Origin of the sequence: Providencia alcalifaciens, assembly GCF_915403165.1 — a bacterium.
In the GTDB taxonomy this organism is placed as follows: domain Bacteria; phylum Pseudomonadota; class Gammaproteobacteria; order Enterobacterales; family Enterobacteriaceae; genus Providencia; species Providencia alcalifaciens_C.
Map to the genome: position 1 here is coordinate 2,108,092 of NZ_OU659204.1, position 20,150 is coordinate 2,128,241.

The following is a 20,150-nucleotide window of genomic DNA, read 5'->3' on the forward strand; positions in this document are numbered from 1 at the left end:
ACGGTTAATCGTTCTGGTAGTCCGTGCGCATCGAGTTCGGTAGCAAAAAATTAACCACCTCAATCGAAAGCAGCACCAGATCAGCGGGGTTCATTGCCATGATTTCAGGCTTAGTCAGCGAAGGGGAAGTGATACGCGGCAACACTTCTGACATAGATAATACGTCCATATCCATCAGCGCCTGTAAACGCACACCACGTAATGCACCGGTGTTTGGTTTACGCACGACAACTTCGGTAAGTTCTGTTTCTCCGCGTTTAATTGGCTCATCCAGTTTTACAGTGGCTTGATTTTTTTTCATTTCATCAGTCATTTTATTTTCCATTACAGCCCAATAGCCGCACGTTGTTCAGCAAGACGATCAACACCGTCCACAATTTCAACCATGTTGATAATGTCAATTTCGATAATCGACTCACTACCCCATATCAGCTTGTAGTACGTCGATTTAAAGCTGAATTTAACTTGGGTGTTATCACCCTGTTTTGCCGTTCCTGCATCAATCTCAGAAAGAAAGCCGCGTAATTCGACTTCACAGGCAGTCACTTCTCCAGTATCTTCTCGTTGGTAAGCACCGGCAAAACGTAACGTCACTCCATCAATTTCAGTGATACCCCACTGTTTATAGATTTGCGCTTCCATACCACCTAGCGTGATTTCGCTATCGAGAGCGCCATCATCTAACCCCATGCGGATATTAACGGCGCCATTCATTCCGCCGCCGCGATAGGTTTCTAACTTTCGGGTGATTTTCGGTAATGTCATTTCTTCGACAATGCCGACCCAATTTTGCCCCTCATTAAAGAGGTTCATACTTTTCAATTTACGTGGTAAAGCCATGATTACCCCTTAATCTTTGATGATAAGTCCATCAAATATTTATCAGTGATACGCTGACGTAATGTGATGTTTTCCGCAGGTGGTACCGGTGTGTAGTCATAATCAATCACTAACTTACCGTCTTTTAATTCGTCCTTATCATTAGCATCAGGATCAAACCAACACTCACCACCTAAGAGATAACCATTGCGAGTTAGTGAACGCATTTTCGCGTTAATGCCTGAAATGATGAATTTCACCAGCGTTGGTGTCATTGGTTTATCAACTGCCCACATGTGCGCTTCCGCCATCGTGTCAGCAATGATTTGTGCAGTTCGCGTGTAGTTCTCGAATGCAAATAGCGGATCATCGGAGCAAGTGCGAGAACCCCAAAAGCGAAAACCATCCTCACGAATCAGAGTGGTAATATCGTTTTCGTTGAGTAAGCCGGCATCAGTGGCAGGGTTTTGCAAATCCCACGAAATATCGGCTGAAATACCTGTTACACCGTTAACACCTACGTTAGATAGCGTCTTATGCCAGCCAGTTTCCTGATCGATTTTTGCACGCAGCCCTAATGCTCGCGCCGTGGCAAAGGCGATAGATTCACCGTTGGCAACTTTGTCCCATGATAAAAAATCAGGGTGGATGATCATTAATTCGCGCTGATTAAAGTTTTTGCGGTAGTCCAATACCTCTGACACCGTTTTACAGCCGTAGGCACTAACATAAGCAAAGGCGCGCAGCTCTTGGGCAACTGCCGCTAATTTGGTCGCAACTGCCTGCGTATCATGACCCGGCACACCGAGAATACGAGGCTTTACGCCGGTATGGTTTTTGGCAGTAAGCAATGCCTGTAAACCTGTTTTTTGTCCTGTATCGGTAGTGCCACCAATAATATTGGTTGTGGTCTCGGCTTCGGTTTCCCCTTGCTCTACGCGCACAACGACAGTAATCGGAGACGTTTGGTCGCCAATCGCTTCTAACGCATGGGAAAGCGTTCCGGTTTTACCGGCCTTGCCTAATGCACTTTGAATATTAGTAATAAGCACAGGCTTATTAAGTGGAAATGCGGTTGCATCAGCATCATCAGCGGTACACACCATGCCGACAATTGCGGTGCTAATAGTTCGAATAGGGCGTGTTCCGTCGTTGACTTCAACAGTACGGACGCCGTGATGGTAATCTTGTGCCATAAAAGAAGCTCCTTTTTGTGGTAGCTTCTATGGTGTTATTGATATTTCGCGTTGTCGTGCGGCAAGTGTTGTATCGTTGAGTTATACAATAAAGAACAATATGTAACTCTGAAAGGAGTTAAAGCAGGTTAATCAATACAATGCATCATAAATCGTCATTTCATTGTCACCACCTAAGTTATTTTTCCATAACTAAAACCTAAAAAACATCCATTATATTTTTAAATGCAATTCAAATAACTAACACTATAATGTCACCCAATTAATAACTACTCTAAGCTTTTGGTGACAAAATAAATGAAAGAAAGAAATTTTACTATTGATATCATGAGGTCGTTAGGAATACTACTTATCATCCTTGCTCACATGAACCCAACCCCTTCTGACCCACTATTTCAGATAAGAACATTCGATGTTCCTATGATGGTTTTTATTTCAGGGGCTTCATTTTTCTTGGCAGGAAAAACATCTGTAAATTATTTTTCGTATGTTTGGTCAAGAGTCAAAAGACTCGTCTTTCCTGTATGGGTTTTCTTGGCGTTTTTTTATCTAATAACTTTTTTATTTAATATAGAGATCACCCGCTGGACTTTGAATTACAACACAATAACAACCTCATTCAAGTTAGAAAGTGGTTTCGGCTATGTTTGGATAATTAAGGTTTTTTTAATCGTAGCTTTGCTTTCCCCTCTTTATGTTCTAATGATAAATAAGATTGGAGGAATGAAAACCATAATTTTATTTACTCTAATGTGTGTAGTCATTACTTTTGTATACTTTAACTACTCGCCAAAAACAAATAGATTAGTAAAATTTTTATTGGGTGATAATTTCATTTATTCCGTTTCCTATGGATTAATGTTCGTAGTCGGATATTTAATGTCATCATTAAGTAGACAAAAACTTTCAATTGTTTTCGCACTACATGCCGCACTGCTTGTGATTTTTTGTGTATTTTACTTCAATAGCTTTAGAGTCAATGATTACAAATATCCACCTACCATCGTTTATATTTCTTATGCTATTGTCATGTCTATAATCATTTACTCAATTTTAAAGTATTTTAATTTAAAAAATAAAACGTTTATTTTAATTGTTAATTACATAGCTCCAAACACAATATGGATATACTTATGGCATATTCCAATGATATTTTTCACTAAAAACTACTTTAGTGGCTATCATTATATTCTTAGCCTTGCCATAACTTCAGTTTTCTCCATTGTCATGGCTGTGTATCAACGTAAACTTGTCAACTGGCTCACACTAAAAATCAAAAAACAGTGGTTATCTAAGTTCATTAATCAAGTTTTTACCGGTTAAAAAATAGCCCCGACACGTCGGGGCTTTCTTTTATCTTGGTTGTTGAGCCCATTCAATATTTGGCGCAAGTGAAGTGTCAGTATCCGCAACTCTAATACTATAAATTTCCCACTCAGTGAGTCTATTAAGATCGCTTTCTGTCGCCATTCCCAGCTTAACCTTTCGCTCTAATATCGTGATATGACTTTCAGCCTCAATTAAACGTTGTTGCTTTTCATTTTCAGCCTGTTCTATCAGCTCTTCTTTAGAAGGTGCCGGTTGATTCGCCCATTTTGGAAATCCATTATTTCCAGCCACTCTTATCTTACCTTCAATAGATTGTGAAAATTCTAGAAAAACATCATCATCAACCAATACCGAATCGTCAGGAAACGTACCTGCTTCGACGTAATCCTCTTTTAACTCAGATGGGTAAAATGAATTAAAACTAGCACTATAATAATAAGTCATTGTTAATACCCCACAGCAATATAACTATAAGCTTTGGATTCTTGGCTATATCGAATATTAAAACCAGATGTATTACGCCCTGTAACGCCAACTGCGTTTGAGCCGTTATCATCACTTATATTTAACGCAATACATGCACTCGGAAAGGCTATTGGGAATTGAATTAAATCACCCGTTTTTGAACTTGAACCCGATGCAAATTGATAAATAAGTCCAGTATTGGCACATTTCCACCAACCACTATTAGAAGATTTACTCGCGGTATTTTTTGGTGCCGTTTTACTTGTATATATATCAATTCGTTCGCGCCATGTACCATTTCGTCCATACAAATAAGCATGCCCCTCCGCAGTAAACCCTAAAACAGCGGCGGCGTTATCGTTCCACCTGACATATATAAAATGGTTATAATTGTTAGGAATTGGAGCATTACGCTCTCCACCAAATGAATAAAAACCCGTTTTCAAGCTATCAAACATTGATGGAGTAAAATCACCATTTGGATATAAATTAGCTAAGCTACGCGCATTGCCACCTAATCCAAAATCACCAAATTGCATAAAACAATCTTTTGCTCCCCACTGGCTCATAACTTTTGTTTTGTCATCACCTGCTGTATGAGCAATATTATCTGTAATAACAACAGTTTTCTTGTTTCCCTTTTCTTTTAAGAAACCTTGGCTATCTTTTTCTGTGTTAGCTTCTGTGTATGAGAATGACCATTTTTCTTCCCATACACCATCTTTTTGGCTTCTTGTTGCAATATTTCCCTGCCAAAAACCAAGTTGAGTTGCTCTACCTGTATCACGTTGCAGATGAAGTATTGAACCCCACGCAATATCACTAGGAGGGGTACCACTAACGCCTGAACCTTTTAAAACACTGGTTTGCGTTATTCCATCGTAGCCTGTTGACGCAGGAACATTTATAGCATTGCCACCAAATCCAAAATCTCCGAATTGCATGAATGCTTTCGTAGACGCTTCTTGACTCATTACTTGGACTTTTGACTGCCCTGTACTTTGAACAACATCAGTTTTAAGTAATCTATTATTAGCATTTTCATTTGCGCTACTTGCAGCACTGGCTGCTGAATTAGCTGTATTCTGCGCATCCGTTCCTGCTTTCTTTGCATCCGCTATCGCAGTAGTCGCCGCCTTTTGACTCATGACTTGAGTGGCTGACTGCCCTGTACTTTGAACAACATCAGTTTTAGGCAGACGGTCATTAGCATTGCTATTTGCACTACTCGCCGCACTTGCCGCTGAACTTGCTGCACTTGCAGCTGAATTAGCCGTAGCCTGCGCATCTGTTCCGGCTTTCTTCGCATCTGCTATTGCTATAGTCGACGCCTTTTGACTCATTACCTGACTAACCGACTGCCCTGTATTCTGGACAACATCGCTTGTTGGTACCGCACCAACATCCTTCGCTGTTAACGAACCGATACGCTTGTCTAAAACTTCAATTGCATCATCAACATATTTTCTTGTAGCCAATACGACTGCCGGATCAATTTTCAGCGTGACTGATTCCGTGTGGCTGACAATAAGAACCACACGAATTGTTTGAGTACGTCCTGACCCCTCAACCAATAACGGCTTATAAGTTTCTGGGCAGTTTGCGATAGCAACCAATGTACCTGATTTATCAAACAAACCAATCTCGCGTATCCACCAACCGCCCTCATTCTCAGGAATAACCTGTTCTGCAATGATTTGATTCTGGTTTAATGGATCAATGAACAAGGTATTAATCGCCGCCTTTCGACGTTCATTAATGAGTTTCGTTTGCTTAGTGTCCGGTGCCGGCAATGAGCCGCCACCATCACCAACAGACATGTGTGTCAATTCAATCTTTGTGCCGAGAGCTGTCGCCTCTGCAAGCACTTTCTCACCATAGGTGGTGAGCAATGCAAAATATTTCATTGGAGAGTAACCCTCATTTCATCAATAACATGGACTGCCGCACCAGTGGAGATAGCACCACCAACACTGATCACATCCGGCGTGTATGGATAAACCGTCAGCTCATCCCCGCCATAGCTCGCAGCCGCACAAAAAATATTGCCTTTGGTTTCAAGTTGAATGGTTAGCCCGACGAGGTGCCGGCTTGCTGGCTTTGCATCGAAAATAAGCGCTTCTAGCTCTCGATACATTTCTTCTGTGATACCGGTTTCCAACACGCCGATATCTAAGCGAAAAGTGCCGGCGGTTTCGTTGGTTTTCCACCACTCAATAACGCGGATTAAATAACCCAATGGCTCAACTACTCGGCGCAGCGCCCCGATTGTGCCCTTGTGTTTATGGATAAACATCGCCGATTTAATGGCGTCACGTTTAGCTTTTTCTGTCCAGTTTTTATCCCACCGGTCAACACTAAATGCCCATGCAAGATACGGCAGTAAATGCACCGGACATTTATCAGGATTCCATAGAATACGAATAGGGATCGGCACTCGTTCTATTTGTGCCAACGCATTGGCGGCGGCGAGTTCTAATGCTGATGAGCCAGTAGGAAGTAAACGATCACTCATCAGAACCACCCAATGACACATTAATACCGGTGCAAAAGCTGGCTTGTGTTTTATCTAACTTGATATCTGCAATGGGCTTTTTCAGCTCAACACGCTGGACGCCCTGCACATGTAACGCGGCATAAATGGCACTCAGCACAATGTCACGCCCTAACCGGTGTTGCTGGGTTGTGTAACGCGCTAGCTGCTCTTCTGCTGCCGCAGTAATAGGCTCGTATTCAGGGGAGGGATAACAGTAAATAACCGCATCGATGTCATAATTAACAATCGTTGCTGACTGCACCGTTACACGGTCAGCAACAGGGCGCACATCTTCATCGTTTAAAGCCAGCTCTACTTTGTCAATTAAATCAGCCGGCGCGGTACCGTTCCCCTCTCTCGATAAAACCGTCACCGTCACGCAGGCGGGTGATGGGCTGATCACTGAGGCATCAGCAACGCGCCCATCGGCACTACGCGCATGATGCTCATAACTGCCAACTGGCCCCGCCACACTCAGCCCCTCAAATGCACTGGGAATGCGTAATCTTAAATCAGCATCAGACTCATACACTGGCGGGATCGGCGGCACTGCATTAGCATCCCCCTCAGATAACATCAGTCGCTTAACATTATTGTTAGCCGCAAGCTGATCTAAATCAGCCCCCACAGCAAAAGCGACCATGCTCGCGCGAGCCGCTTCATTAATACGTTGACGTAATAAAAGCTCTCGATAGCAATTCTCTTGCAATAACTTGGTTAACGGCTCAGATTCAAGTGCCAATGCTCTGGCTATTGCAGGGCGTAATTCACTTGGCATCGCGTCAATCATTGCATTTTTACGCTCAATGAAAATCAACTCAAATTCCAAACTTTCAACCACATCCGGCGGCGGAAGTAAGCTTAAATCAATGGTCGCCATGATCACCTCACAGGAACAGAGAAACTGAACGCTTGTTCAGTTCCTGAAAAAACACCGCTCAACTCAATCACAATGCTGGCTGGCGTAGGTGTAGAAATGATTAGTTGCTGAATTTCAATGCGAGGCTCCCACAGCAAAAGCGCGGTGTAACACGCCGCCATCAGTCGCAGCCTTAACGCTTTATTGTCGGGTTGGTCTATCAACCTAAACAACAATGAGCCATAGGAACGCCGAGCAATGCGGCTCCCAATGGGAGTGACTAAAATATCGCGAACAGACTGGCGAACATGGTCAATGTCGGTAATGCTTTGACCGGTAGCAGCGCTTAAACCGAGAAATCTCATTGAGGCTCTCCCGTTGTCTCACCACCTGAACGCACACCGCCATGCTGGTGCGAATGCAATGTAATACCATTGGATTTAATCGCGCCGCCGTTGTGAGTAAAGTTGCCTGTCATTTCACCGCCCTCAGTCACATTTAATGTGGCGCACGTTAAGTTATTCGAACAAATCACCGTTGGCGTGTTTAGCTTGATTTGTTTACTGGCATTCACAATGACGACCTTGGTTGTCGCACTGATTTGCTCACTGGCTTCAATCGTTGCCGTCTTAATGCCCGTTGCTTTTAGCGCACCGGTTGCAGGCTCATATTCAATGACAGCACCATCGGAGTAGGTCACATGATTGGCAGTCAATGAATCGGTAGGCTCGCTGTATTCATCAGAAAAAAGCCCAACTAACACAAGGCCCGTAGTCAACTCGCCACCTATCGACAAGATCACAACCTGCTCACCCACTGATGGCGCCCAAATTTGACGCGCACTACCCGCACGCTGAGTTACCCACGGCAGCCAATCTGTTTGTAAGTCTCCGGTTTGTACTCGACACCCACGACGAATATCGACATCAATAATGACGCCGGTGCGGATCATGTTTCGGATGATGCGGAGCAGCTCCGCGTTATTGGCATTTGCATTCATGGCGATAGCCTGCCAGACAAAATGGCTGGAATGCATGGCTTCGCTGTTGTAATGCGGCGAATTACAACATCACGAGGCGAAATGATTAATGATTAGGTTTTCAATGTGGCGGATGTCATCAACCGTAAAACCCAACAATTGACGCACAGGATATTGAATATCAAGGTTACGCAGTTTTTCTTTCATCCCATATTGGTGAATAGCGGCAATGGCGGCGGCTGACGGCGCAAAGAAAATAGCGGCTTCATTGTCGCCGGCAAATGCTCTCATATAGCGTGCTGTTGCTAACTTTTTAAACATTCGCGCTTGTTTACTCTTACCTTTTATTTTAACTCGGTCTTTTTTTACAGAGATAAATCGCTGGATATCCCCTTTTCTAAATGAACGCTGCGCCCCTTTGTCCACATCAAATCCGGTAATGGTTTGCCTGCCTTGGCGCCAGTTTTTAAGATTACGTTGCTGGCCTCGCCAGATAAAACGCATCTCGCGCTGAACAGTAATAAACTGGGCTTTTCGCTGAGTAAATGGGCTACCATCAGGGTTTTTCTGCTCTCGAATACGTTTGATTTGTCGCTTTCGTAAATCGCGAACTAATACCCGAGAGAGTTTTTTCCTCTCTGCTGTTGAGGCTCTCGCTAAAAGCCCCCCAATTTCACTGTTTAACTCAGTCAGCGCATCATCCATACAACGAATTCCAGTCATGAGTTGGATCGGCTGGCTCGTTGACAGCTTCAACGTGATACTTACCCTCTTTCATCGCGACAATAACACGCTCTGTCAGCTTTAAATCAATACTGATATTGGCACTTTGGCTATTGAGAATATCCGCTTCAAAGCGAATGCCGGTATCTCGTTTATCAGGATTCGCGAGAATGTCGGGTTGATGTTCTTTTAGCCACTCCATTACCACAGCAAAGATAATATTTTGGTCATCAGGGAATGCCTCAATAATAATATTCAAGCTGTAGCTATACTCGTAAGATAGCGAGGGTTCATAGGTGGCAATAATTCGGCCATCATCAACAAACAGATAGAGCTTTTCAGGGTTATCTTTTAGGTAGGGAATTTTTTGGCACAGCCGGTCTTTAATGCTGTTGAGCTTTTTCATTCTTGCGTGCTTCCTCCGCCTGCTCTATCGCCATCAGTTGGGTATTGGCCTGTTCGATATCGGTCAGTAACGCATCCACCCATACGGGTAAATCACAATAGGTTAGCGCCCTTCCGGCAGTGATGGCGGGATCGGCTGGGTCAGCGTTTTGGGTATCGGTACGCATTGCGATTCCACGTAATCGATACGTGTTGTTGAGCAGCCGGTCAGCAATGCCACGAGGCACAGGCAGATCACAGGTGGGGTCTTTTTGAATAATCGCTTTATATTCAATTTTTCTTTCCTCTGATGCAGCTCGTTGATGTAATCCGTTTGAAGATGCACTTGATGCGATTTGATTAAAGCGCTGAAATTGAAATGATCTATCAATAATCATTTTGTTTTGCAGCGCAATAGTGTGTTGTTTCTGCTCGTTATCAGCTTCCAGCCGCTTACGTAAAGCATCACTTTTATCCAAAGCAAAAGTGAGACAGCCAATAATCACTATGCTGACAACAGCTAATATAAGCGGCGTTTTACTCATAATAAGCTGTACGCTTTTTCAAACATGGCGTCATTGTATGGCTGTACCCCATTCTCATGCTGAATAATCGCCTTTGCTAACTTAATCGCTATCGATTTATCACGAGGATCAATCACTTCATTCGTGGTGACGCCCAACATTTTTGCTACCCCATTGATATAGTTTTGCGTGACGTTCTCATTAGGCGGCGCCCACCGGCTGATCATCTTACTGACCGTGTTAAATCCTTTTTTATGGTAGGTGCTCAATAATTTCATTAATGCACGGATGCCATACTCTGGGCTTTCGAAGCGGCAAAAACGCGGCTCGATAACTTTATCCATTGGCAATTGCCCTTGCCATTTATTCGCAGGGTTATAATCAATATTTCCTGGGTTATTATTTCGAATTCCGCGTGTCACTTATTTATCTCCTAACCGCTTATTAATCATTCGGTGTGCAATCTCACGAATTTTTTCCACACCTAAAAAGCCAATTGCGCCGCCAATCATGCCGGATGCGCCATTCGGAATGCCAAGAAACTCAGCGCCACCAATAATTGCCCATGACAACGCTCCGCATAACAGGCATTCAGCCCATTTATTTTTTCGCGTGTCACCGTCATAAATTAGGCAGGCATAACGAATAAAGATTGCCAATGCCACACCCGACAATTGCGGTAATGCGTTTTTAACTGTCTCGAAAATTTCTGCAAAGTGTTCTTTCATCGTTTTCATACCATCCCCCTATTGAGGGTGTTGTTAATCCCAAAGTTGGATCATGGCTTTTTTGGGCTGCTCGGTGATATCGGGTAATTCAACTGTCACCCCATGCGTTAATATTGGGCCCATATCAGCAAGGTTTGGGTTAAGCTCTAAAGCTTGCTCAACTACACCGGCTGTCTGCCCCAACACCCTAAAACACAGGGCATCCAATGTTTCGCCTTGCAACGCCATCACTTTCATATCAATTCAACAATATTGTGTGATTCACCCTTGATGCGCTGAATTGCCCACTGCACATCACGCCATAATTCATCAATTGTGGTACCTAAACCCTCGGCTTTTTTCTCACCACTGTTAGTGGTATCTACATCGCGGTAACGTTCAGTCAAATTGGCTTTCGTTTGGCTGTAGACGGCGCGTCGATATAGCAACACCAATTCACTCTCTGTATTCACAAATTCAGCCGGAATTTTATCCATTGACGCATAGCCCTTTTCAATCTGGCTTTGGCGCCAAGCGGATAACTCCCGATTGATTTCAATGATGGCGTTAGTGATGGCATGCTTGAGGCGTTCCGGCGTCAGTTTTCCGTCGGTCAGCATGGATTTTTGATAATCCAGTGCGTGAATATCAGGAAAGAAATCACCACTGTGAAAGACTTCATCAGTGAGGTTCTGTGATTGTGAGGAAGTAAAATCCATACAATGCCTCTAAATAGGTGGGCGGTGGACAAAGGGAGTTAAATCACATTATTCCCTTGTGCCGCCCTAGCGCGGTGGCTCGTTCTGTTGTTCCGTGGCGGTCTCTTGCTGCTTTTCTAGGTACTTCTCAAGTTGCTGCAAGTCTTTCTTCACACCAACACGGTCATTTAATTCCAATGCTCTCAACCATGAGCAGGTTGCGGGTTGAGGTTGATTATTGTCTCGCTGGGCATAGCCTAACCACTTATAAAGATTTGCACGGACTTGGTCTGGCATATCTTCATCAATCGTTAGCGTCATGGTTCGAGTAAGGACGTCCAACGGCATCGGGGTTTTAGCGGCGTATTGCTTTTCAGCCTGATCAGCAATCTCTTCCGCAATAGCACAGCCCGTTGTGCGGGTGTGCTTATCGGGCATATTGAGGTTATAACGCAAAGCGTAGTCGGCAATATCTAATGCCCCGTGATAATCACCGGCATCAATACGCCACAACATTACCCGCATAGTGACATCATCCTGCTGTCCTTTACCGCTCGCCAAAATACCAGCGACCCAAGGCGCATAATTAGGCAGCATTTCCCGTTTTACGCTGGCTTTACGCTCAAAAGACTGAATGCGCTTTAACCGGCGACGGTCAGCATTCATCATCAATGTCATTTGCGTGTAAGCCGTCCCTGTTTGCATAATCGGATCGCGCTGCTGCGCGTCCTTTTCTGCGCCCATACGGATAACGTGACGACGGAAAATACTGCTACTCATTACTCGCCGCCCTCGCCTTTATCAGCTTCAGGTGCTGTCACTGGCACGAGTAGCATTTCGATATTTTCAATCAGCGCAACACCGCGATAATCTTCAACCACATAGGCTTCATTGACTGATTCGTAGTTTTCGATTTGGTCACGCTTTGGATTATCCAAAATATGACGGCGACGAGTTTCGTTCTGCCAGTAAATAGACAGGTTATCAAGACGGGTGATCAGAAGGGCGTTATCAGGGAAATATGGAGCGCGAACGGCTTGCAAGCCGCCGATGCGTTTTTGGCTGATGATCATATCTGCCGCGAGTTTTTCGCTGTTTTCCTGCTCTTTATTGACCAGCGGAAAATACTTATCGCTAAGTAACTTACGACCGCAAATCACCACAATATCAGTATCATCTTGATATTCTTCATCAATCAGATCGTCAACAGCGCTCATCACCAAGGCATCAAGGTTATGGAAATCACCACCCGCCCCAACGCGAATTGTCGCAGAAATCACTTTCCCATCAGCATCTTTAACATCACTAACCACATGCTCTGGCGCGTCATTTCGCACTTTTTGCAGCCAGCCGATATTGACGTCTTGCAGTAACTTATTCACTTCACGATTAGAGTCTTTCGCGCGGCTGGTACCGTTAAAACCAATCATGATACGGTCAAGCGCTTGACGACGAATAATCGCGTTACGAATACGTAACTGAAAGTCTTTAAACTTCGCCCATAAATCCAATTTTTGATACTTAATAGCCGTGTCAAAGTTGGTTTGCTCACATTTATAGGTCACTTCATTCAGTTCGCTTGGATCTGTTGGCTGACGGTCTTTTTTCGAGGTGTCCGTTGTACCAGCTACGGTTGAACCTACGCCAAGCCCAATGACAGAGCCTGATTGCTCATCAACAGGAACCACGTTTACCATGGTTAAAAATGCCGCGCTTTGCTGAATGTTATCTTCTAGCGTTTGGGCAATAGACGGATTCACTTCAACTTTGCTGGATAACGCCTCCACTTCAACATCAAACAGCGACGCTAATTGAGTGAGAAAGGCATTAAATTGAAATCGGGTATGTTTTTTCATGTTTGCTCTCAAATTTGTAAGGCTAATTAGCAATCCGTCAGGAATTCAGGGGCAGTCGCGCCGTTATCACCCAACGACTGTGGTCGATTGACATTGCTTCCATCCGTTTGTTTGAGCGTGGCTTTTAGCTCATTCAGCTCATTACGTAGCTCACTGACTTCATGCATTTCGCTTTCGTAAGCGCTTAATTTTGTTTTGGCTTCATTTAACTCTAAACGCACGGCATCAATCGTTTGAGCGCACAGCTCAACGCTTTTATCGACATCAGAAAAACGAGCATCGTCTTTTTTATTTTTGCCGCTTAACATTTCGGCTACGCGGGAAAATAATGACGGGGTTTCAGGCTTTTCTTCATCGAATTCAAACAGGGTTTCTTCTGCAAGCGTGAACACGTTCTCTTGAGATTGCTTACGACCAGATAGCGGGTTAACACTGTTGTTTGCGCTAAATTGCAGCATTTCAGTGCCAAGGCTGGCAGGGTTATCGGTTACAGCTAAACCAACAAGGTAGGCTTCGCCGGTATCCGCAAATTTCGGGTTAATTTCCACTGAGGTATACACTTTCTGACGCTTTTTATTCATTTCGATCAAGTCGTCAGTTGGCAGTAACGTGGCATACAAGCCCAGCTTGCCTTTTAGCGCACCCTCTTTAATTTCTTCGGTATAAACAGACTCCACATCACCAAAACGCGGCATCCATTCATACTTTAAGTGTTCAGAGTTAATGCGTGCACCATACACACTGGGATCGTAGTTTTTTTCGATATCAGTTAGCCAAGAACGCTGCACCGTGCGCCCATCAGTCGTGGCACCCTCAACACAAATTCGCACTGGCTTCGTTTTTTTCGTCATGCAAATGACTCCATCAGTAACAAAACGGGATTGTCAGAATATTTTTCAAAAATAAGTGGCTTATAGGTTTCAGTGTTTACATCAAGGAGACAACGGATCGCTGTTGTATGAAAGGCGGGTACAACACAACGCCAGCGCGCGCGAGGATTGCGCTCAGTAATCTGGCTGCATGAATACATTACATGATTTTGAACCCCGCAAACGCGCGATGCACCTTTATTTCAGTGGGCACCGTATTGCGCGTATTGCCGAAATTTTAAAAGAAAAGGCATCCACGATTCATAGCTGGAAACGGCGCGACAAGTGGGATGAGATCACGCCGATTGAACGTGTCGAAATGACGCTTGAAATGCGGCTTTGCACACTCCTTGAGAAAGACAATAAAGAGGGAAAAGACTTCAAAGAAATCGACTTACTTTACCGCCAAGTTGAGCGACACGCCAAAATCCACAAATACCAGAACGGCGGCAATGAAGTTGATTTAAATCCGAAGTTGGCCAACCGCAATGCTGGTGAACGCCGCCCACCCGATAAAAATGTATTTAGCGAAGAACAAATTGAGCGATTAGAGGAAATCTTTCGTGAAAACATGTTCGGCTATCAAAAGGTTTGGTATGGCGCCGGCAATCAATATCGAATTCGTGACATTCTAAAATCCCGACAAATCGGAGCAACGTATTTTTTTGCACGAGAAGCCTTCATTGATGCGCTGACTACCGGACGAAATCAAATCTTTCTATCAGCAAGTAAGGCACAAGCCCACGTTTTTAAAGGCTACATCATTGAAATGGCGCGTGAAGCGGACGTAGACTTAAAAGGCGATCCCATTGTTTTATCAAACGGGGCAACCCTCTATTTTCTCGGTACCAACGCAAAAACGGCCCAGAGTTATCACGGCAATTTATACCTTGATGAATTCTTTTGGATACCCAAATTTCAAGAATTGCGGAAAGTTGCCAGCGGCATGGCACTCCACAAAAAATGGCGTCAAACCTATTTCTCCACTCCATCAAGTCTGACGCACAGTGCTTATCCGTTCTGGTCTGGAAAATTATTCAACCGAGGGCGAGCTAAAGCTGATCGTATCGATATAGATGTCAGTCATGCAGCACTCGCCGCAGGCAGGTTATGTGAAGACGGGCAATGGCGTCAAATCGTCACTGTTGAGGATGCTATCAAGGGGGGATGTGATTTATTTGATATCAACCAATTGAGGCTGGAATACAGCCCCGATGAATATCAAAACTTGCTGATGTGTGAGTTTGTCGATGATATCGCGTCGATTTTCTCACTGGAACTGATGCAACGTTGTCTTGTTGATAGTTGGGAAGTTTGGGAAGACTTTCAGCCTGAAATGTATCGCCCTTATGGTTATCGTTCGGTTTGGATTGGGTACGATCCCGCCAAAGGTACCGAAAATGGGGATAGTGCTGGTTGCGTTGTGATTGCTCCGCCATCCATGATGGGTGGGGCCTTTCGTATATTAGAGCGCCATCAATGGCGCGGCATGGACTTCCGCGCCCAAGCCGAAGCCATTAAACAACTGACTGAACGCTATAACGTCGAATATATCGGCATTGACTCAACCGGTATTGGCCACGGTGTTTATCAATCCGTTTTAGAGTTTTTCCCGCAAGCCCGTGAGTTTGTCTATAACCCCGCAATGAAAAACGCCTTAGTGCTTAAAGCATGGGATGTGATCAACAGCGGCCGCTTAGAGTTCGATGCTGGTGACACCGACATTATTCAGTCTTTTATGGCCATTCGACGGTCAACCACCGCCAGTGGCAACCGCCCAACTTATGAAGCCAGCCGCAGTGAAGATGCCAGCCATGCTGACTTAGCATGGGCAGCAATGCATGCCTTATTCAATGAACCGATCACCGGTGACAGCACCCAACATCATAATATCGTGGAGCTATACTAATGAGCCGTAAAAACCGCAACAATCGCAATAAAACTCAAAATACCGGTGGCGTTGAAGCGTTCACGTTTGGTGAACCGGTTTCCGTTCTCGATAGTCGTGAAATTTATGATTATCTGGAATGTGTCAGAATGGAGCATTGGTATGAACCACCAATGAATTTCAATGGACTATCGAAGGCGTTCCGTGCGGCGCCACATCATAGCAGCGCGATTTTTGTTAAGCGCAATATTCTTACCAGCACTTTTAAGCCACATACATTACTTAATCGACAAGCCTTTGATAGCTTTGCGCTCGACTTCTTAATGTTTGGCAATGCCTATTTGGAAGAGCGAAAAAATCTATTAGGTGGCTTGTTACGATTTAAACATATTCCGGCAAAATATACCCGTCGAGGCATTGAAGAGAATCAATATTGGTTTGCTAAATATGGTTATGAAAGTGAGCCTTACGCATTCCAACAAGGCGGTGTGTTTCACTTGATTGAGCCTGATATCAACCAAGAGCTATATGGCTTACCTGAATATCTTGCCGCCCTACCCTCAACCTTATTAAATGAATCTGCTACGTTATTTCGTCGACGATATTATCTCAATGGGAGTCATGCTGGTTACATCATGTATATCAGTGATTCGTCTCAGTCTCCGACCGACATTGAAAATATTCGTAATGCAGTAAGAAGCAGTCGTGGCCCCGGCAATTTCCGCAACTTATTTTTGTATGCTCCGAACGGAAAGAAAGACGGCATTCAAGTTATGCCCCTAAGTGAAGTCGCTGCGAAAGATGAATTTCTAAATATTAAAAATGTCAGCCGTGATGATATGCTCGCTGCACATCGGGTACCGCCACAAATGATGGGGATCATTCCACAGAATACCGGTGGCTTTGGTGATGTTGAGAAAGCGGCTAAGGTATTTGTTCGCAATGAACTTATTCCGCTGCAAGCCAAGATGAAACAGTTAAATGATTGGTGTGGTGAAGAGATTATTCAGTTTGAGCCGTACCGGCTGGATGATGATAACGAATAGATTATCTCAACATTAAACATGGTACCGCCTCAATGGCGGTATTTTTTCGCCATTAGGCAGGTGATCTCGATGGTTTAAATAATAATAAGACCCCACACTATTATATCAAAACCACCACACCAAGACGAATCATCCTAATTACACTCCCGCCAAATCGATGCCTAGCCGCTCTGTAATCCATTCTGAGACGACATAAATTAATTGCTATCTAGCTATAGAAATTTGAATTTAACGCCGCTATGGCGCGGAAATTTTGCAGACGGATTATTAACAATAAACATGTCGCCGCGCAATCGTAGCCCCGCCACGCCTGCCCACTAAATAGATCGGTTTTCATGCCGGTGCTAGAGATCGTTAGAGCCTCACCAATAGCCGTGCTTCACCAGATTAACACTCCTTTGGTGATCATGCAGATTGATGCAAAAAATTGCAGAAATATATTCAATTATAATTATGTGACGGAGATCTATTGATTAAATTTATAAACGGATGATTATATGTGAAATTTTTTATTATCTGGTGAAATATGAGCTTTTTAAAACTAAAGAATGTAGCGAGTTATACTGATGAAGTTAATATTGATTTATCAAAACCTATAAACATATTTTATGGGCAAAATGGAAGTGGTAAATCAACAATTTCTAATTATTTTTACGATGAAAACAATCAAAGATATATAGATAGTACCTGTCAATTAGATAAGGGGTACAAAAAAATAGTATATAATCAAATGTTTATAGATGATTACTTCTATGAAAAAGATGTTCAAGATGGAATTTTTACTCTAAGTAAAGAAAATAAAGAAATTGAGATTAAAATTAAGGATATCGAAAGAGACATAGAAGACTTAAAGAAAGAAAGAGAAATAGCTAATAGTACTATATCTCAAAAATTATTAGAAAAAAACAAATTATCAACAAATATTAAGGACAATATTTTTAATAAATACTCAACTTTAAGAAATGGAGAACTAAGACCTTTATTAAAACACCGAAAAGAAAATTTTTTTGATGAAGTATATAATAATTTGTTTGATGAATCAGAGGAGCGAAAAAGTTTAGATAAATTAGAGTCTGAATATAGTGATTTAATTAAAAATAAAGGTGTTAGCAAAGATAAATTATCTGAGTTAATAAAGTATACTTTATCTGAAGATGATTATTTATTATTAAATGAGCCTTTGATTCCACTTGGCGATAATTATTTATCTACCCTAATAAAAACATATAATAATTACGATTGGGTTAAACATGGACTTGATAATTACATCAAAACTGAGAGTTGTCCTTTTTGTCAATCAAAAACAATTACAGGTGATTTTATTGAGGCTCTTAGTGGTATTTTTGATAAAACGTATGAAAAAACCATTTCTGACATTAGAAAATTAAGAGATGTATATTCTAATTATTATGATTACATTAATATCAATGTAATTGAAATTAATAATCTTATAAGTGATGATAAAAAGGAGTTATTTGAAGCCCTTCATCGTGAATTAAGTAATCTAATAATAGAGAATATAAAAAAGATTGATGAAAAAATATCGTCGCCATCTAAAAAAATACAGCTAAGTGAGTTGATAATATTGAATGAACTAAATGAAATTATCAACTATGAAAATGATAAAATTGAGATTTTAAACCATATGGTGAAAAATTTCAGGCAAAGTGAAAATAAAATTAGAAGTATATTATGGAATGAGATTAGGTATGAATGTGCTGATCTTATTTCCGTTTACAATCAGCAAGCAAGTGAAATATTAGAAGAAAAAAAGAAATTAGAAGTAACTGAAAATGAGTTATCTTCTAAAATAGACGAAAAGAAAAATGAATTGAAGTTATTAAGGGAAAGTACTTCTACAATTCATGATACAATAGAAAATATAAATAAAAATTTAAAATTATTAGGTTTGCAAGGGTTTGAAATAGATAAATATGAACAAAGCAATTACTATGTAATTAAAAGAAATAGAGGTAATAATAATGAAAAAATCTTCAACACGTTAAGTGAAGGTGAAAAAACTTTAATATCATTTTTATACTTTATTGAGTTATGCAAGGGAAGGAGAGAAAGTGAAATCTCGAATAATAACGACCTTTTAATTGTAATTGATGACCCTATTTCTAGTTTATCTCAAAATTATATTTATGATATTGCATCCATCATCAACTACCAATTAATAAAAGAGAATACTTCTGGGAAAATAATTATTTTAACACACAATCTTTATTTTTTTCATGAATTAATTAAACTTGCGCCAAAGAATGAAAAAAGTTTCAACAACAAATATAAATTGTATCGAGTATATAAAAATGAAAACTCTCAAATAGAGCCTATTGGGAGGTATGATATTAAAAATGAATATCATTCTTTATGGTCAATTATAAAAGATGCTAAAAATAATAAAGCTCCTATTACTATTCTACCAAATGTAATGAGAAACATTCTTGAATATTATTTTTCCTTTGTTCACAAGTACGATAATCTAAACGAAAAAATAGAGGAACTTGTTATAAAAACAGACAATCAAAATTATAGAGCTTTCTATCGTTATATTAATAGAGGATCACATTTAGATTCAGTTAATATTTCTAATTTTATAAATATTGATACTAGCAATTATTTGACTTTATTTAAGGGGATATTTTCAGAGATGGGAGATGAAAATCACTATAATAATATGATGGAGGATTAAGGGTTACCGTTGAGGTTGATTTTAGCTTCTTGGCCATGAGCGTCTGTGTCTACACACAGACTCCCAACGGCCGAATCTAAAACGCATGTATTGTCTTACAACTACTGGTTTTAGCATTGCCTTACTCCCTTAAAGATATTAGTTTGTCACTAATAGACCTTTATACACATCATATAAAGCAATATTCAGTGTTAGGTAGCAAGTCATCCTCAACGGTAACAATAGTATACTAATACATAAATATTTATTTTCAATAAAATTATCCTAGAAATTAATTATTGATATATTGCCCCCTTTCGGAAACCGGTTACATCGGTTACACCCCACCAAAACCACATCTAACCCACAGATTACAAACAACTCTGTTGTAACTTTTTACTGGTTACAACGAGTTACAAAACAGGGGCTAAAAAGTTACATCCTTATAAAACAATGAGTTATATTTTTAATTTGTAACCTCTCAAAACGGTTACACGTAACCGCAAAGTAACCCATTTGTAACCTTTTTTATTTTCTATATTTCTACATATAATCAATAAGATATAAAACTATTTTAATTTTGTAACCATTGTAACCG

The 20,150-nt window shown here is 41.7% G+C and carries 23 protein-coding genes and 1 pseudogene; 4 read left to right on the forward strand and 20 right to left on the reverse strand.

The annotated features are described in order from the left end of the window. Window positions 1–4 precede the first annotated feature (4 nt). The 3 genes from LDO73_RS09710 to LDO73_RS09720 are packed head-to-tail and all read right to left on the reverse strand — an operon-like array spanning window position 5 to window position 2,015. Window positions 5–313: a phage tail assembly protein gene (locus LDO73_RS09710; protein ID WP_224057707.1), complete on the reverse strand. Its 309-nt coding sequence runs from the start codon at window positions 311–313 to the stop codon at window positions 5–7. A gap of 11 nt (window positions 314–324) precedes the next feature. Beyond that, window positions 325–840: a phage major tail tube protein gene (locus LDO73_RS09715; RefSeq protein WP_224057708.1), complete on the reverse strand. Its 516-nt coding sequence runs from the start codon at window positions 838–840 to the stop codon at window positions 325–327. A gap of 2 nt (window positions 841–842) precedes the next feature. Further along, complete coding sequence (locus LDO73_RS09720; protein ID WP_224057709.1) at window positions 843–2,015, reverse strand: phage tail sheath protein; 1,173 nt, start codon at window positions 2,013–2,015, stop codon at window positions 843–845. Between the two features lie 297 nt (window positions 2,016–2,312). Here LDO73_RS09720 and LDO73_RS09725 point away from each other — a divergent pair, with 297 nt between their 5' ends. Then, complete coding sequence (locus tag LDO73_RS09725; RefSeq protein ID WP_224057710.1) at window positions 2,313–3,338, forward strand: acyltransferase family protein; 1,026 nt, start codon at window positions 2,313–2,315, stop codon at window positions 3,336–3,338. Between the two features lie 30 nt (window positions 3,339–3,368). On the opposite strand, the gene LDO73_RS09730 is transcribed toward LDO73_RS09725, so the two are convergent. The 17 genes and pseudogenes from LDO73_RS09730 to LDO73_RS09805 form a co-directional block, all read right to left on the reverse strand. Beyond that, window positions 3,369–3,788, reverse strand: a complete 420-nt coding sequence (locus LDO73_RS09730) for a tail fiber assembly protein (RefSeq protein WP_224057711.1) — start codon at window positions 3,786–3,788, stop codon at window positions 3,369–3,371. 2 nt (window positions 3,789–3,790) lie between these two features. Next, window positions 3,791–4,783, reverse strand: coding sequence for a gp53-like domain-containing protein (locus LDO73_RS18210; RefSeq protein WP_423810890.1), 993 nt, complete (start codon window positions 4,781–4,783; stop codon window positions 3,791–3,793). A gap of 48 nt (window positions 4,784–4,831) precedes the next feature. Continuing rightward, a pseudogene (locus LDO73_RS18215) lies at window positions 4,832–5,716 on the reverse strand (phage tail protein); the annotation flags it as partial. After that, window positions 5,713–6,324 carry a phage tail protein I gene (locus LDO73_RS09740; protein WP_224057712.1) on the reverse strand — a complete coding sequence of 204 codons (612 nt, stop codon included), beginning with the start codon at window positions 6,322–6,324 and terminating at the stop codon, window positions 5,713–5,715. The gene LDO73_RS09740 and the pseudogene LDO73_RS18215, both read right to left, overlap by 4 nt. Then, on the reverse strand, window positions 6,317–7,225 hold the full coding sequence (locus tag LDO73_RS09745; RefSeq protein WP_224057713.1) for a baseplate assembly protein: 909 nt from the start codon (window positions 7,223–7,225) through the stop codon (window positions 6,317–6,319). The genes LDO73_RS09740 and LDO73_RS09745 overlap by 8 nt, the downstream gene beginning before the upstream one ends. A 2-nt stretch (window positions 7,226–7,227) precedes the next feature. After that, window positions 7,228–7,569, reverse strand: a complete 342-nt coding sequence (locus LDO73_RS09750) for a GPW/gp25 family protein (protein ID WP_154637552.1) — start codon at window positions 7,567–7,569, stop codon at window positions 7,228–7,230. Beyond that, window positions 7,566–8,240: a phage baseplate assembly protein V gene (locus LDO73_RS09755; protein ID WP_224057714.1), complete on the reverse strand. Its 675-nt coding sequence runs from the start codon at window positions 8,238–8,240 to the stop codon at window positions 7,566–7,568. The genes LDO73_RS09750 and LDO73_RS09755 overlap by 4 nt, the downstream gene beginning before the upstream one ends. Window positions 8,241–8,273: 33 nt before the next feature. Further along, window positions 8,274–8,939 (reverse strand): phage virion morphogenesis protein, encoded by a 666-nt coding sequence (locus tag LDO73_RS09760; RefSeq protein ID WP_224057715.1) that lies wholly within the window; start codon window positions 8,937–8,939, stop codon window positions 8,274–8,276. Continuing rightward, entirely contained in the window at window positions 8,881–9,312 is a 432-nt protein-coding gene (locus LDO73_RS09765) for a phage tail protein (protein ID WP_224057716.1), read from the reverse strand. The genes LDO73_RS09760 and LDO73_RS09765 overlap by 59 nt, the downstream gene beginning before the upstream one ends. Then, window positions 9,290–9,835 carry a DUF2570 domain-containing protein gene (locus LDO73_RS09770; RefSeq protein WP_224057717.1) on the reverse strand — a complete coding sequence of 182 codons (546 nt, stop codon included), beginning with the start codon at window positions 9,833–9,835 and terminating at the stop codon, window positions 9,290–9,292. The genes LDO73_RS09765 and LDO73_RS09770 overlap by 23 nt, the downstream gene beginning before the upstream one ends. Further along, window positions 9,832–10,236, reverse strand: a complete 405-nt coding sequence (locus tag LDO73_RS09775; protein ID WP_224057718.1) for a structural protein — start codon at window positions 10,234–10,236, stop codon at window positions 9,832–9,834. The genes LDO73_RS09770 and LDO73_RS09775 overlap by 4 nt, the downstream gene beginning before the upstream one ends. Continuing rightward, on the reverse strand, window positions 10,237–10,551 hold the full coding sequence (locus LDO73_RS09780) for a phage holin, lambda family (protein WP_224057719.1): 315 nt from the start codon (window positions 10,549–10,551) through the stop codon (window positions 10,237–10,239). 24 nt (window positions 10,552–10,575) lie between these two features. Then, window positions 10,576–10,779 (reverse strand): tail protein X, encoded by a 204-nt coding sequence (locus LDO73_RS09785; RefSeq protein ID WP_154637547.1) that lies wholly within the window; start codon window positions 10,777–10,779, stop codon window positions 10,576–10,578. Beyond that, window positions 10,776–11,240 (reverse strand): head completion/stabilization protein, encoded by a 465-nt coding sequence (locus LDO73_RS09790; RefSeq protein ID WP_224057720.1) that lies wholly within the window; start codon window positions 11,238–11,240, stop codon window positions 10,776–10,778. The genes LDO73_RS09785 and LDO73_RS09790 overlap by 4 nt, the downstream gene beginning before the upstream one ends. Window positions 11,241–11,306: 66 nt before the next feature. Further along, on the reverse strand, window positions 11,307–11,999 hold the full coding sequence (gene gpM, locus LDO73_RS09795; protein WP_224057721.1) for a phage terminase small subunit: 693 nt from the start codon (window positions 11,997–11,999) through the stop codon (window positions 11,307–11,309). Beyond that, entirely contained in the window at window positions 11,999–13,075 is a 1,077-nt protein-coding gene (locus LDO73_RS09800; protein WP_224057722.1) for a phage major capsid protein, P2 family, read from the reverse strand. Before LDO73_RS09800 ends, gpM begins: the two co-directional genes overlap by 1 nt. 26 nt (window positions 13,076–13,101) lie before the next feature. Then, a complete protein-coding gene (locus LDO73_RS09805) occupies window positions 13,102–13,926 on the reverse strand; it encodes a GPO family capsid scaffolding protein (RefSeq protein WP_224057723.1) in 825 nt (274 codons plus the stop codon). Window positions 13,927–14,095: 169 nt separating this feature from the next. Between LDO73_RS09805 and LDO73_RS09810 the strand changes: the two genes are divergently transcribed. From LDO73_RS09810 to LDO73_RS09820, 3 genes are all read left to right on the forward strand, one after another. Beyond that, a complete protein-coding gene (locus LDO73_RS09810) occupies window positions 14,096–15,853 on the forward strand; it encodes a terminase ATPase subunit family protein (protein WP_224057724.1) in 1,758 nt (585 codons plus the stop codon). Beyond that, window positions 15,853–16,878 carry a phage portal protein gene (locus tag LDO73_RS09815; RefSeq protein WP_224057725.1) on the forward strand — a complete coding sequence of 342 codons (1,026 nt, stop codon included), beginning with the start codon at window positions 15,853–15,855 and terminating at the stop codon, window positions 16,876–16,878. The genes LDO73_RS09810 and LDO73_RS09815 overlap by 1 nt, the downstream gene beginning before the upstream one ends. A gap of 526 nt (window positions 16,879–17,404) precedes the next feature. After that, a complete protein-coding gene (locus LDO73_RS09820; protein WP_224057726.1) occupies window positions 17,405–19,573 on the forward strand; it encodes an AAA family ATPase in 2,169 nt (722 codons plus the stop codon). The last annotated feature ends 577 nt before the right edge of the window (window positions 19,574–20,150 follow it).

What these genes read in the sequence shown, in the direction of transcription:
- LDO73_RS09800 (WP_224057722.1), bottom strand. Translation starts at nt 13,075, where the DNA reads ATGAAAAAACATACCCGATTTCAATTTAATGCCTTTCTCACTCAATTA.
- LDO73_RS09780 (WP_224057719.1), bottom strand. Translation starts at nt 10,551, where the DNA reads ATGAAAACGATGAAAGAACACTTTGCAGAAATTTTCGAGACAGTTAAA.
- LDO73_RS09710 (WP_224057707.1), bottom strand. Translation starts at nt 313, where the DNA reads ATGACTGATGAAATGAAAAAAAATCAAGCCACTGTAAAACTGGATGAG.
- LDO73_RS09750 (WP_154637552.1), bottom strand. Translation starts at nt 7,569, where the DNA reads ATGAGATTTCTCGGTTTAAGCGCTGCTACCGGTCAAAGCATTACCGAC.
- LDO73_RS09815 (WP_224057725.1), top strand. Translation starts at nt 15,853, where the DNA reads ATGAGCCGTAAAAACCGCAACAATCGCAATAAAACTCAAAATACCGGT.
- LDO73_RS09770 (WP_224057717.1), bottom strand. Translation starts at nt 9,835, where the DNA reads ATGAGTAAAACGCCGCTTATATTAGCTGTTGTCAGCATAGTGATTATT.
- LDO73_RS09740 (WP_224057712.1), bottom strand. Translation starts at nt 6,324, where the DNA reads ATGAGTGATCGTTTACTTCCTACTGGCTCATCAGCATTAGAACTCGCC.
- LDO73_RS09805 (WP_224057723.1), bottom strand. Translation starts at nt 13,926, where the DNA reads ATGACGAAAAAAACGAAGCCAGTGCGAATTTGTGTTGAGGGTGCCACG.
- LDO73_RS09810 (WP_224057724.1), top strand. Translation starts at nt 14,096, where the DNA reads ATGAATACATTACATGATTTTGAACCCCGCAAACGCGCGATGCACCTT.
- LDO73_RS09790 (WP_224057720.1), bottom strand. Translation starts at nt 11,240, where the DNA reads ATGGATTTTACTTCCTCACAATCACAGAACCTCACTGATGAAGTCTTT.
- LDO73_RS18210 (WP_423810890.1), bottom strand. Translation starts at nt 4,783, where the DNA reads ATGAGTCAAGAAGCGTCTACGAAAGCATTCATGCAATTCGGAGATTTT.
- LDO73_RS09725 (WP_224057710.1), top strand. Translation starts at nt 2,313, where the DNA reads ATGAAAGAAAGAAATTTTACTATTGATATCATGAGGTCGTTAGGAATA.
- LDO73_RS09755 (WP_224057714.1), bottom strand. Translation starts at nt 8,240, where the DNA reads ATGCATTCCAGCCATTTTGTCTGGCAGGCTATCGCCATGAATGCAAAT.
- LDO73_RS09765 (WP_224057716.1), bottom strand. Translation starts at nt 9,312, where the DNA reads ATGAAAAAGCTCAACAGCATTAAAGACCGGCTGTGCCAAAAAATTCCC.
- LDO73_RS09745 (WP_224057713.1), bottom strand. Translation starts at nt 7,225, where the DNA reads ATGGCGACCATTGATTTAAGCTTACTTCCGCCGCCGGATGTGGTTGAA.
- LDO73_RS09715 (WP_224057708.1), bottom strand. Translation starts at nt 840, where the DNA reads ATGGCTTTACCACGTAAATTGAAAAGTATGAACCTCTTTAATGAGGGG.
- LDO73_RS09785 (WP_154637547.1), bottom strand. Translation starts at nt 10,779, where the DNA reads ATGAAAGTGATGGCGTTGCAAGGCGAAACATTGGATGCCCTGTGTTTT.
- LDO73_RS09730 (WP_224057711.1), bottom strand. Translation starts at nt 3,788, where the DNA reads ATGACTTATTATTATAGTGCTAGTTTTAATTCATTTTACCCATCTGAG.
- gpM (WP_224057721.1), bottom strand. Translation starts at nt 11,999, where the DNA reads ATGAGTAGCAGTATTTTCCGTCGTCACGTTATCCGTATGGGCGCAGAA.
- LDO73_RS09720 (WP_224057709.1), bottom strand. Translation starts at nt 2,015, where the DNA reads ATGGCACAAGATTACCATCACGGCGTCCGTACTGTTGAAGTCAACGAC.
- LDO73_RS09820 (WP_224057726.1), top strand. Translation starts at nt 17,405, where the DNA reads ATGAGCTTTTTAAAACTAAAGAATGTAGCGAGTTATACTGATGAAGTT.